General features: G+C 36.0%; 10 protein-coding genes and 1 pseudogene. 1 reads left to right on the forward strand and 10 read right to left on the reverse strand.

Annotated features, from left to right (window positions below):
- From QZU83_RS09240 to QZU83_RS09285, 10 genes and pseudogenes are all read right to left on the reverse strand, one after another.
- On the reverse strand, window positions 1-3,138 hold a 3,138-nt coding region (locus tag QZU83_RS09240; protein WP_295611674.1), incomplete at its 3' end, for a right-handed parallel beta-helix repeat-containing protein.
- 150 nt (window positions 3,139-3,288) lie between these two features.
- A complete protein-coding gene (gene alaS, locus QZU83_RS09245) occupies window positions 3,289-5,985 on the reverse strand; it encodes an alanine--tRNA ligase (RefSeq protein WP_295611677.1) in 2,697 nt (898 codons plus the stop codon).
- Between the two features lie 179 nt (window positions 5,986-6,164).
- Entirely contained in the window at window positions 6,165-6,467 is a 303-nt protein-coding gene (gene rpl12p / locus QZU83_RS09250; RefSeq protein ID WP_295611680.1) for a 50S ribosomal protein P1, read from the reverse strand.
- A 58-nt stretch (window positions 6,468-6,525) separates the two neighbouring features.
- Window positions 6,526-7,521 (reverse strand): 50S ribosomal protein L10, encoded by a 996-nt coding sequence (locus QZU83_RS09255; RefSeq protein ID WP_295611682.1) that lies wholly within the window; start codon window positions 7,519-7,521, stop codon window positions 6,526-6,528.
- The gene (locus QZU83_RS09260) at window positions 7,521-8,159 is read right to left on the reverse strand and encodes a 50S ribosomal protein L1 (protein ID WP_295611684.1); all 639 of its coding nucleotides are present in this window, start codon (window positions 8,157-8,159) and stop codon (window positions 7,521-7,523) included. The genes QZU83_RS09255 and QZU83_RS09260 overlap by 1 nt, the downstream gene beginning before the upstream one ends.
- Before the next feature lie 165 nt (window positions 8,160-8,324).
- The gene (locus QZU83_RS09265; protein WP_295611686.1) at window positions 8,325-8,807 is read right to left on the reverse strand and encodes a 50S ribosomal protein L11; all 483 of its coding nucleotides are present in this window, start codon (window positions 8,805-8,807) and stop codon (window positions 8,325-8,327) included.
- Window positions 8,807-9,240: pseudogene (locus QZU83_RS09270) on the reverse strand (transcription elongation factor Spt5). The gene QZU83_RS09265 and the pseudogene QZU83_RS09270 overlap by 1 nt, the downstream one beginning before the upstream one ends.
- 394 nt (window positions 9,241-9,634) lie before the next feature.
- On the reverse strand, window positions 9,635-9,814 hold the full coding sequence (locus QZU83_RS09275; RefSeq protein WP_295611689.1) for a protein translocase SEC61 complex subunit gamma: 180 nt from the start codon (window positions 9,812-9,814) through the stop codon (window positions 9,635-9,637).
- Window positions 9,815-9,948: 134 nt separating this feature from the next.
- A complete protein-coding gene (gene ftsZ, locus QZU83_RS09280) occupies window positions 9,949-11,085 on the reverse strand; it encodes a cell division protein FtsZ (RefSeq protein ID WP_295611691.1) in 1,137 nt (378 codons plus the stop codon).
- A 121-nt stretch (window positions 11,086-11,206) separates the two neighbouring features.
- The gene (locus QZU83_RS09285) at window positions 11,207-11,779 is read right to left on the reverse strand and encodes a pyruvate kinase alpha/beta domain-containing protein (RefSeq protein ID WP_295611693.1); all 573 of its coding nucleotides are present in this window, start codon (window positions 11,777-11,779) and stop codon (window positions 11,207-11,209) included.
- Window positions 11,780-11,846: 67 nt separating this feature from the next.
- On the opposite strand from QZU83_RS09285, the gene QZU83_RS09290 reads away from it, so the two are divergent.
- On the forward strand, window positions 11,847-12,707 hold the full coding sequence (locus QZU83_RS09290) for a coenzyme F420-0:L-glutamate ligase (protein ID WP_295611695.1): 861 nt from the start codon (window positions 11,847-11,849) through the stop codon (window positions 12,705-12,707).
- Window positions 12,708-12,893 lie beyond the last annotated feature (186 nt).

The following is a 12,893-nucleotide window of genomic DNA, read 5'->3' on the forward strand; positions in this document are numbered from 1 at the left end:
GTTGAGTGATCGGCAACAGTAACAATCTATAATGTAATTAGCATTATTTCCAATAAATTCACAGCCAACTATTGATATATCAGACAATCCATAATAATCACAAATGAATATGGAAGAATTAGAACTGCAATTATAAAATTTGGAATTTTTAATTGAAATTACTCCTGAGGTAATTTTGAGTAGCTCTAAACCGTTTCCACAATTGTTGAATGTACAATTCTCGATGTAAATATTTCCATTAGCTTTATATATATTTTTGATATTGACAAAATTGATGTTTTTCAATGTCAAATTCTTAGCAGAACTCCCTTCGAATAATGAAACAGTGTTTTTTCCATCGATAGTGTGTCCATTACCGTCAATGACTAACTCTTTATTGAAAAAAATTCCATTGATTAATTTATCGCAAACATCCATATACTCATAATCTGATGTTAAATTCAAAACAGAACCGCTATTATCAATATCATATTTCAGATGTGAAAAGGAACGCTTATAAATTGAAGAATCATATTTCAAATCGATTTTATGAGTCAATCCCTTTGTTGAAAGAGTTACTGCAGTATTGGTTGTAGTTAATGGAATGATAAAATCACTGACTCCTCCACAATCCATTTTATTGGTATTTGAAGCAGTATTTGTAAATTCCATGTCTAATGACAGCTTTGGACAATCAGTAACCTCATAATTAAACTTGTTAGACCATATACTTGTTTTAACAACTGCACTAGGTAGTGATCCTGTGTGGTCATACTTAACCTCCTCCTTAAGATAAAGCCAATTATTTTCAAGGTCCACTTTCTTGTTAACATCGGGTTTGACATTTCTATTGCTTTCAACATTTCCCCACCAATTTTTCGCGACGGAAAATGATTTAGAGGAATACACCGCATTTTTAGGAGTGTTTCCTAGAATAATAGAACAGTAAAGTTCACAAGAGCTGGAGTCACAATAAATATCATAACCTTTTTTAGCAGAGTTGCATATAAAAGCGGATGAAACAATTTTTCCATACCTTCCATTGATATAAACAGCACCACCTTCACCCTTAGCATTATTGTTTACAAATGTGGAATTCTTTATTGTATTATATCTTGCTTCTACATAAATGGCTCCACCATCATAATCAGCAGAATTGGAATCAAAAACACACCTGTCAACAACATTATTTCTAGAATTAAGATATATTGCTCCACCGTATCGCATTACAGTATTTTTGGTAAAAATGCATCCTATAATATTCGGACATGAGGAATCTGCATATATTGCACCACCATCACTAACTGCAGTGTTGGCAGTAAAATTACAATTTGACACAGAACCACTATCACCTGCAAAGTAAACTGCACCACCATCAATAATTGCATCGTTGGCAATAAAATTACAATTTGACACAGAACCACCAGTACCCGCAAAGTAAACTGCACCACCATACTCCCTTGCAGTGTTGGCAGTAAAATTACAATTTGACACAGTACCAGAATTCAATTGGATAGCACCGCCCTTAGAGGAATGACCCAATGCAGCGTTGGCAGTAAAATTACAATTTGTCACACTACCAGATTCCAATCGGACAGCACCACCCTTAGGGCCATGATCATATGCTTTGTTGGCAGTAAAATTACAATTTTTAATACTGCCGGATTTCATCATGAGAGCACCACCCATACCATTAGAACCATCTACCCTAGAACCATTTACTTCGTTGTTAATGAAATTACAATTTTCAACACTGCCTGATTTAATCCAGACAGCACCACCATTTCCTTCAATTGCGGAGTTATTGGCAAAATTACAATTCTTTACACTTGACTCGCCATCTACGTAAATTGCACCACCATTAAAACCATTTACTTTGTTGTTAATGAAATTACAATTTTCAACACTGCCTGATCTAATCCAGACAGCACCCCCATCAGCTTTAGTTGCAGTGTTATTGGCAAAATTACAATTCTTTACGATTGACTTATCATCAAAGTAAAATGCACCTCCATAGGAAGCGTGGTTATCAGCAAAATTACAATTTTCTACTGCACATCCATCATATGAGTAAATTGCACCTCCGCAGTCGGAAGCAGTATTGTGAGTAAAATTACAATTTGACACAGAACCACCAGTACCTGGGATGTAAACTGCACCACCATCCCTAATTGCATCGTTGGCAATAAAATTACAATTTGACACAGTACCACCAGTATCTGCGAAGTAAACTGCACCACCATAACTCCTTACAGTGTGGCCAGTAAAATTACAATTTAACAGAGTACCATCCTTACTAAAGTAAATTGCACCTCCACCGTCGGCAGCATTATTGCGAGCAAAATTACAATTTGACACAGTACCAGTACCTTCGAAGTGAACTGCACCACCATAACTTTTAGGATCAGTTACTTTGTTGTCAATAAAATTACAATTTGACACAGTACCAGACTTCATGTGGATAGCACCACCATAATATGTGGCAGTGTTGCCAGTGAAATTACAATTTGACACAGAACCAGTACCTTCGAAGTGAACTGCACCACCATAACTTTTAGGACCAACTGCTTTGTTGTTAATAAAATTACAATTTAACAGAGTACCATCCTTACTAAAGTAAAATGCTGTACCATCACCTCCATAGTAGTTTGCATTACTAATAGTTAGATTTTTAAATGTTACACCTGGAACAGATACTTCAAAAGCTCTATAGCCAGAACTGGCCATGTAAATAAATGAACCATTACCATCAATTTCACATGGTTTAGTGATTTTTATGGTATAACCGTCATCTGGATTAAATGAGTAAGTGCCTTTACTTAATGTTATTTTATATCCAGTAGCTGAATCAATTTGTCTTTTTAAGTCCGTGCAAGTGTATCGGTCTGCATTTGCATTTAAAACTTCTTCCCCTCCGGAAAATCCAAGTTTTGAATCAACTTCCTGAGAAGAAGTATAATTATCATCTATTGAAGAATCATCATTGACAGCACTTAAAACATCAGCATGCAAATCAGATTCATCCAAACTTAATTCATTGTTTTCTAAATTCGTTGCATTGTCCATTTCATTTGCGCTAACAAACGATACTGAACATATCAATGCCACAAAGGCAATGACAAGCATGATTTTATAATTCTTAATAAATTTTACCCCCATTAAATATAATACAAAATGTATTTTTGTGAAAGAAAGTATATATAAATTAAGTTAAAAAAAAACAACATTTTCACAAAAAATTAATAACTATGAAAAATACTTAATGACAGTATTTCGTTTGATTTTAAAAAAAAGAGAAGGATAAAATAATTATCCTTTAATTAAATCTATAGCTGTCTGAATAGCTTCAGGCATCTTTTCAGTGTTTTTACCTGCACCCTGTGCCAAAGTTAGGCGGCCTCCGCCGCCACCGCCCAGTACACTGGCTGCAGTTTTGATGATTTCATTTATTTTAATTCCACTGTCAATTGCATTTTGAGAAGCTGCTCCGACAATGTTACCGTTATTGTTGCCTAAAATAACAACATCCGCCTTTCCGGTATCTGTAAAGTCTGTTGCTATCTTTTGAAGTTCCTTGAAGTCTGCTTCCATCTGCTCGCAAACCACTTTCAGGTCGTTTATCTCTTCATAATCATCAGCCAGAGTGTTGACTTTCAAGTTAGCTATCTGTGACTTCAAACGGTCAATTTCGTTTTTCTGTGCTTTCCATTCTGTGAAGAATCTTTCACATGTTTTCGGAAGCTGGTCGTTGTCGACTTTGAATATGTCTGAGCTTTCACGCAATAGTGCACCGTCATGCTGCATTGAATCTATTGCTGCAAGACCTGCTGAAAAGTCAATCCTTTCAACACCGTCCTGAACCCTTTCTGTCTTGTTGATTTTAATCGGTCCGACTACACCTGTTCTCATGACATGTGTACCTGCACAGGCCTGAACGTCGACTCCAGGGACTTTGACTACACGAATCATTTTGCCCGGAACGATACCTCCCTGGTAAAGCACGAATCCATACAATTCCTGTGCTTCGTCCCTTGTGTGGAACTGAATGTCCAGGTCAATGTTGTCCATCACGTATTCGTTTGCCAGCTTTTCAATTTCATTAAGCTCCTCTTGTGTAATACGTTTGTAGTGTGACAGGTCAATACGTGCCCTTGTAAGGCCGTTTTGAGATCCTGCCTGCCATATGTGCTGACCCAATACTTTTCTTGCAGCTGCAATCACCAGGTGAGTTCCTGTGTGGTGGCGTGCAAGGGTAATTCTGCGGTCCCAGTCAAGTTCACCTCTTACTTTTTTGCCGACAACATCGTCTGAAATGTCTTCATCTACATGATGCAATACAACATTATCAATTTTTTCAGCATGCTTTATGTTAATGACATTTCCATCAATGGAAATGGTACCAATATCTGAAGGTTGGCCTCCTCCTTCAGGATAAAATACAGTTTTATCAAAAATCAAACATTTGTCCCCATCTTTTTCGACCAAACCCAAAACTTCCGCTTCAAATTCTTTTTGGTAGAAATCTTTATAGAACAACAAGTCTGTTTCGGGGAAGTCTACTTTGAATGTGGATTTTTTATTTGAAGTATCCTTTTCGTGAGCTCCGGCAACTTGAGTGAAGAAATTATCAGGCACATTAACAGTAAAGTTATCTCCAGCCATTTCAACAACAGTTTCTGGAGGAATTCCATGAGCATCATACAAATCAATCAGCATTTCAAGAGGCATTTCTGATTTGCCTTCTTTTTTAAGTCTTTTAATTGATCTTTTGACAATGCTTTTTCCTTTTTTAACGGTAGCGGCATATCTTTCTTCCTCTAGAGTAATAATATTCATGATATGTTCTTCTGAATCACGAATTTCAGGGTAGAATTTGGATAGGAAATCCAATTGTATTGCCATTACATCGGCTAAAGACTCTTTCATGTCCAATTCTTTCATGAACCTGATTGTCCTTCTTAAAACCAGTCTTGCCAGGTAGCCCTCTTTAACGTTTGAAGGAATGATGCCGTCTGCAAGCATGAATGCCAGACATCTGGTGTGGTCTGCAATAATATATATTGCTTCCATTGGCTCGGCCGCCTGCAAGTATTCCTCAAGGGACAAATCCAGACTGTCAGCCACCTGTTGTCTTAACTCTTTTAAATCACCAATGTCTTCAATATCCATCATTCCCGCAATCTGAGCGTTTCTTCCCTGGATATCCTCATTGATTTCAATGCCGGTCAATTCCTTTAGCTTATCTACAACCGGTGCAAAACATGCGTCATAGGCAGTTGGAGTTCCCTGTGAAATCCAGGCAATCCTTTCAAGACCGTAACCGGTATCCACAACTTTAATCGGGATTTCCTTTTTGGATCCGTCCTCCAATGTTTCATATTGGATAAATACCAATGTTGCAAGCTCCACTCCTCTGCAGCATACCTCATAGCAAGGCCCTTCGTTACCTCCACCGGCCCACCATGACTTGATGAAAGTAATCTCTTCTGTGTTGATTCCAATGTGTGCAAAGAACTCATGGCAAAGCCTGATGGTTTCATCTTCCCAATAGATGAAGTCATCTTCCTTGTTGATTACGGTGTGAGTTCCCATAGTAAAACAGGTCATGTGACGGCCTGTCCTTCCGACATTATCAACATCGTTGAGCCTGATTGATGGCTGAGCCATTTCTATAGGATTTGCAGGAGGCTTTACAAGGCCTGAGGTAATCCAAGGCTGGAAACAGAAAATGGATGCTCCAACTAAAAATACGTCATCTCTCCATCTTTTAGCTAAAACAGGATATCTGTGGACATGTGTGTGCCCTTCACTTTCTAAAAATTCTCTAAAAACTTTTTGGATTTCATATAAATTGTACGGTTTATCGGTTGCAGGATTGGCAATAAACTCGTACTCATCACATGGAGCATCACCGCAGGTGTCTCTATCCACCTGAGAGTAAAACTCCTGTCCGCAAGTTTTACATGTTTGTTTTTTATAACCAAGTTCATCAAAAATTTCTACCATATGAATCAGTCTTAATTATTTATTAGTATAGAATATGTTTTTGATTCAATAAATAATTAATGAAAATCTGATGAAAAAATAATTGTAAAACAGGAATGTTTTAAAAAAATAGTCTTAAAAATAGTGTAAATCAACAAAAAAAGTAAATAAAAAAAAGAAAGGTGATAGATTTAAAAAATCTATCCGAAGAGAGCACCTAATCCAGCTGCTGCTTCTTCTTCAGAAGCTTCTTCTTCCTCTTCTTCTTCCTCTTCTTCTTCAACAACTTCTGCTGCTGCAGGTGCAGCTGCAGGAGCTGCTGCTGCCATAGCAGTAGTTTCCATAGCTTCATCGATGTCAACATCTTCTAAAGCTGCGATTAAAGCTTTGATTCTAGCGTCATCAGCTTCAATTCCTGCTGCTTCGATAATACTTTTAACATTTTCTTCGTTAATATCTTTTTCTGCACTGTGCAAAATCATTGCCGCATATATATATTCCATGTTATCACCATTAGTTTTATTTAAAGTGTTAGTTATTATAAAAATTTAAATTAAAGTTTTAGAATAGCAACCCTAACCCAGCTGCTGGTTCGTTTTCCTCTTCTTCTTCCTCTTCGACAACTTCTTCTTCAACAACTTCTTCTTCTGGAGCTGCAACTGCAGCGCTGGAAAGTTTTTCGATTAAATCACTGCTTAAAGCACCTTCAACACCAGATACTTCTGATGCTAATGCTAACATTTTAGCTTGTGCTAAACCAATGATAGGTTCTGAAGTTTCTGAAGTCATAATAGCTGCTTCTACACCAACATTAACTGCTCTGGTGTATGCGAGAGTAATAATAGTTGAAGTAGTTTCACTAGTAGGAATAGCTGCGTTAACAGATAAGTTGAATGCATTTTTGAATGCATTTTGTACGTCAGCTAATGTTTGTTCTTCATCGATTGCTAGTACATCGGAAGTATAAATTGATCCTTCTTCGTATACTGCTTTTAAGTCCATTCCCACTTCCATAGGGTTAATATCCAATCTTGTTAAAGTAGCTGCCATTTGTTTAGATACTTCTTCGCCAGCTTTTACAACAACAGTTTCTTTTTGGATAAAGATTTTCCCGTCTTGAGGTCTAGCAGGAATTCCAACTTGTCCTAATTCACCCATGAATGCGAGGTTGGTTAACCCGGTATCCCCTTCAGGCACAACAATATCATCAGGAGCAATAGCGCCAGCTTTTGCAGGAGCTGAAGTTTTACTCTTTTCCAATATTTTGTACAATTTGAAAGGATTCATTTCAGTTGCGATAATAGCAACTTGACCATCCATATGTTCGGATAAATCAACGACGTTGGTTTTATCAGCATTGCAATCTTCAAGAGCTAAATCAATGAGATTTTTCTTAGCCATTCTGATAACAGCATCATTTTTGAGATTTTTTCTCATTTCTTGGAGCTGTTTTGCAGGAATGTTCATTAAATCGACAATACCAACAACATCATATTTGTTGATAATTTCGATTAGCTCTTTAACTTCTTCCTTTTTCCATTCAGCAACATGAGCCATTAGATCACCCTCACTACTGGTCCCATAGTTGTTTTAATAAACATGGACTTGATTTGACTTCTTCCTTTTTCTAAATTGCGGTCTAAGACTGTAAGAACAGTTTCCACATTTTCAGCTATAGCTTCATCTGACATGTCTTGGCTTCCAACAACAACTTGAATACTTGCTTGCTGTTTTACACCAACTTTGACAGTACTTTGTAATCTTTCTAAAAGAGGATCTAATTTGATACTTGCAGGCACTGGTTTTGGCATTTTTCCACGTGGACCTAAAACAGGACCGAGGAATCTACCAACGAGTGGCATCATATCAGCTTGAGCTACAAAGAAATCAACAGAGTTTGCCATTTTTTTAGCGGCTTTTCTGTCTTTTCCGAACTCTTCTAAATCTCCTTTGTTAATTACAACGTCAAGGCCAGCATCTTTAGCTTGAACAATGAGTTCCCCATCAGCTATGACTCCGATATTTACCTCTTTGCCACGGCCGTTAGGAAGAGTAACTTCCTCATTAAACCTATTTTCTGGCTTTCTGACATCTAAGTCACGGATATTGATAATGATATCCATTGACTCAGTGAAGTTTCTCGGCTTAGATTGTTCTTTTGCCTCCTTCACCGCGTTAATTACATCTTGTGTCATATTCATCCCCCATGAACATTTTTGTTCAAGGATTTTTTTGGTTTCATGAGATCGATTACAAGAAAAAAATTCTTAAACGATTGCATGAATTAAAAACAGTATATCAATTATAACCGTAATTATAATGTCATATACACTGTATTGTTAACTTAAGTTTAACGATATCTATTCTGCTAAGATATCATCATATTCTCCGGCATCCACATCTTTTTGTGCTTGTCTTGGGTCTTTACCATCAACAGATAAGCCCATACTTACACAAGTACCCATGACTTCTTTGATAGCTGCTTTGTAATCGTTTGCGAGTAATGAATCGAATTTCATTCTTGCGATTTTTAAAGCAGTTTCAATTGGTAAGTCATTGATGATGTCTAAACCTGGTTCATGTGAACCTTTGTCGATGCCTAATTCTTCTTTGATAAGTGAAGTAGTTGGTGGAGTACCGATTTCAATATCGACTTCTTTAGTATCCCTATCAATCATGACTTTAACAGGCACTTTCATTCCAGCAAAGTCAGCAGTTTTTTGATTGATTTCGTCAACTACTTGCATCATGTTAATACCGAAAGGTCCTAAAGCCGGACCGATTGGAGGTCCTGCAGTTGCGCTTCCACCTTCGATAAGAACTTCGACTGTATCTTTAGCCATCAGTCAGCCTCCTTTTGAATTATTCTAATTTGATCAGCTTTAACAGTAACCGGAATTGGCGTGATTCATCAATACGAACCACTTTCGCCCTTTCACCTTTGAATGGTCCAGAAATAAGCTCAACAATACTTCCTTTTTGTATGGAGGAAATAATTGGCTCTGGTTTCAAGAATCTTTTTGCTTCTTCGAAAGTAATGCCAACACTACCTTCAACAACCCCTCTTAAATGTTGTACTTTTAATTCAGGGTTCCTGAGATCTATTTTTGTTGAAGATTCAACTAAAATATACCCTTTTAAAGATTCCGGAACAAGAATTGAGGAAATGCCTACGCCATCAATGGTTCTAGCTTTACGAGCTAAAAGTCTGGCAACATTCCTTTCTTGACCTGCAGAGGTCTTAAGAGCATATATGGAACTATTAGATTCTTCCATGAAAAATTCACCTATTTTTAATATTTGACTAAATTAATGAAGCTCCACAAAATATGTGGATTCCTAGGTAATTCACAATAATTGTGAAAATTGACTAAGCTATCCCCTATCTCCAGTAGGTTCAAAAATCATCATCTAATTGATTAATTAAAAACTATAATATGTCTATCTAATTAATCCAAAAAGATAAATTCATACATTAAGTTAAAAGTTATTATAAAAGCCATAATTATTCAAGAAAAATAAATCTCGAAAATTAGATTTCTATAATATGTATATTTATAATTATTAATAATATATAAACCTTTGCAAAAAGAGTATATTTTTTAAAGAAAAAAATTAATTACAAAATTTTATTATAAAAAGTTGGGATCAAAAAAATAATGTGATTGGATTATAAACCAATCAATGAACCTAATAAAACTATAATAAAACCAATGACCCCTATTATTAAAACACCAATGGAAACTACTTTAGCGAGTTCCATGTATTCTTTGGCATCAGGTTTTCTAGATACTTTTAATACTCTTTTACTGTCCTTTATAAATTTATCAAAACTTTCTTGTACGTTCATTTGAATACCCAAAATAAAAAAACTATGAAAAAATCATAATTTAATGAATTATAATAAAATAATAGTAATAAAATAATTTATAATTTAAACATTAATAAATCTTTGCATTTTTGAAAAAAAATAATGAAATGGAATTAGAAAATTCCATCAATGAAACTGTCTAATTGGTCACTTGCAGCCTCAGAATCTGCAGCATCTTCAGTATCATCAAAATCAGATTCGATAACACCGTCAGCACTGCTTTTAATACCTGAAACAACCACAGTAGTCCTAACCACATTCTGGAGACTTTCATCAATTTGAGTACCCCAGATGATATTTGCTTCAGGATCCAATTTATCAGCAACAACCTGAACGATTTTTTCAGCTTCATGTAATGTTAAATCTGAACTACCAGATATGTTTACTAAAGCTCCGGTTGCATTGGAAATATCAATGTCCAATAATGGGCTGCTTAATGCTTCATGTACGGATTCTAAAGCTCTGTCGCCAGAGTCTGATTCACCCATACCGATCATAGCCATTCCTGAACCGCTCATGATACTTCTGATATCTGCGAAGTCTAAGCTTACAAGACCTTTCTTGGTAATCAATTCAGTTATTCCTTTAACGGCTCTTCCGAGGATTTCATCAGAAACCATGAATGCTTTGTTTAAAGGCAAGTTTGGTGCAACTTCCAATAATTTGTCATTAGGTATTACAATAACAGTGTCAGCAGCTTCTTGGAGTTTTTCTAAACCTTGTTCTGCATTTTCTCTTCTTTTAATTCCTTCAGCAGAAAATGGCATAGTAGCAACAGCAACAGTTAATGCTCCTAATTTTTTAGCTATTTTAGCAATGATTGGAGCTGAACCGGTACCTGTTCCACCACCAAGACCACAGGTGACAAATACCATGTCTGCGCCTTCTAATTCATTTCTAATTTCATCTTCACTTTCTTCAGCGCATTCTTCACCAACGGTAGGTTCTCCACCTGCACCTAATCCTTTAGAGGTTTGTCTTCCTAAAAGGATTTTTTTACTGGATTGACAATAGAATAAATCTTGAGCATCAGTATTGACAGCAATTGTTGTTGCTCCTTCAATACCCATTTCGTTTAATCTTGAAATGGTGTTGTTTCCTGCTCCACCAGCACCAACAACAAATATATTGGTTCTAACACCTTTAATAATATTAATAAGATCTTCATCTATATCTGAAGAGATTTTTTCGGGTGCTTTCTCTTCCATTCTTTGTTCAGATTCTTTGATTGCATCATCTATAAATTTCACGAACTAACCCCACATACTCTGCTATTTAAAATTATTTGTTAAATATTTATCTTGTAACTAATATTTAAATGCACCTACTATTTAAAGTATTATGAAATTATACAAAAAATCAATGATTTTACTAATCTCTCGGCATTGCAATAATCTCATGGATTTTCATATTAAACAAATTCTTAGAGTTGACTGGAGTTAAAATAACTGCTGTATCGACTCCATGAGCCCTACCGCCGATAGCGATAATCTCTTCGCCAACAGGAACCAAACCTGCATCACATGCCATTATTGATATTTCGGCAGACACTTTTACACCATGTGAAAACATTCTTAATGTATCGGCTACAACGTCCAATGGTGAAAATCCACCGTATTTATTGGTGACTCCCCTTGCAGCTCCGCTGAATGCGTGTATTCCCTGAAATGTCTTAATTCCAACTGATTCAAGCTTTTCAATCATTTCATCAGAAATGTCAGATTCATTATCCCCGCTGAAACCTACATTGTGTGAAACATTGATAATGGTTACATCCTTATCAATAGCTTCTGCAAGTTTTAAAGCGGATTCTCCGGATGAGGATGCTATTAAAATGTATTTGATATTTTCAGTTATGTCCAATTTGTCTTTAACGATTGAAATTAACTCATCAGTGTAATCTTCGCCTTGCTTGTCAAAATATGTTATAAATTTTCTTGCCATTGTAAACACCTAAATAGAATAAGCTCTATTATATTATATTATTGAATTAATTATATAAAAGATTTTTATGATGGATTTAGAAAATATAAAACATGTTGTGAATGGAGAATACATTGTAATTCCCATAGAAACAGGATATATCAAGCCAAATGAAGACCTGAATGCAATCATTGAACCAGCAAAAATATTGATGGAAGATGATGATTATCTGGTAATAGCTGAAACTCCGATTTCAGTTTCACAAAACAGACTGGTGGATGAATCAAAATACACACCGTCACTGACCGCAAAATTTCTAACAACAGTCTGGAGCAAATATCTCTGGGGATATGTTTTGGGACCCCTTTTAGGAATTAAAGAAAGAACCATCAAAAATTTAAGAAAACTGCCCGAAGAGACAAAAGCCCACAAAGAAGTTGTTCTTCAGTTGTATGGGCTGAAACATGCTTTAAAACCGGCATCCGAAGCCGGAATCGATTTGAGCAATGCCCCTGGAACTTATGTATCCCTTCTTCCTGAAAATCCCGAGCAGGTTGCAAAGGACATTAAAGAGGAAATCGGCAAGGATGTTTGCGTTTTGATTATAGATACCGATGCCACATACATGAAAAACGGCAAGTATTTTACCGGCCTGCCTATAGCCATCGAGGGCATTGATGCGGACAACGGATTTTTCGGATATTTCAAAGGCCAGCTGTCAGAGAATATGGGATCAACACCTTTGGGATGCAGTGAAAAAATAGATGTTGAAACCGCATTAAAAATGGCAAATATTGCAGAAGACTATCAAAAATCACTTTCAACCGAAATGAAAACAATTCACAGCGTTAAAGCAGTGCTTGGTACTGAAATTGATGAAGTTACTGTTGAAGCACTGGACTCAATTACACATACCCCTGCAGTGATAATCAGAAAAATCAAACCATGAAACTGCCAACTGTCACCACCATTATTAAAAAATCGGCCAAAATGAACAAACAGTTTCTAAAATAAGGCAATTTAAACGATTTACTAGAGACTCTTTCAAAAACTTTGTTGATTTAAAATTTTTAGATGATTTTAGTTTTAAATTTTTAATTCCATTTAAAAATAGTTAAATTTAATAAAGAGTTGG

Source organism: uncultured Methanobrevibacter sp., from assembly GCF_902771435.1.
Lineage (GTDB): Archaea > Methanobacteriota > Methanobacteria > Methanobacteriales > Methanobacteriaceae > Methanocatella.

Bases quoted from the DNA above. Each gene is read 5' to 3' on its own strand.
- alaS (WP_295611677.1), bottom strand. From the start codon at position 5,985: ATGGTAGAAATTTTTGATGAACTTGGTTATAAAAAACAAACATGTAAA.
- rpl12p (WP_295611680.1), bottom strand. From the start codon at position 6,467: ATGGAATATATATATGCGGCAATGATTTTGCACAGTGCAGAAAAAGAT.
- QZU83_RS09255 (WP_295611682.1), bottom strand. From the start codon at position 7,521: ATGGCTCATGTTGCTGAATGGAAAAAGGAAGAAGTTAAAGAGCTAATC.
- QZU83_RS09260 (WP_295611684.1), bottom strand. From the start codon at position 8,159: ATGACACAAGATGTAATTAACGCGGTGAAGGAGGCAAAAGAACAATCT.
- QZU83_RS09265 (WP_295611686.1), bottom strand. From the start codon at position 8,807: ATGGCTAAAGATACAGTCGAAGTTCTTATCGAAGGTGGAAGCGCAACT.
- QZU83_RS09275 (WP_295611689.1), bottom strand. From the start codon at position 9,814: ATGAACGTACAAGAAAGTTTTGATAAATTTATAAAGGACAGTAAAAGA.
- QZU83_RS09285 (WP_295611693.1), bottom strand. From the start codon at position 11,779: ATGGCAAGAAAATTTATAACATATTTTGACAAGCAAGGCGAAGATTAC.
- QZU83_RS09290 (WP_295611695.1), top strand. From the start codon at position 11,847: ATGATGGATTTAGAAAATATAAAACATGTTGTGAATGGAGAATACATT.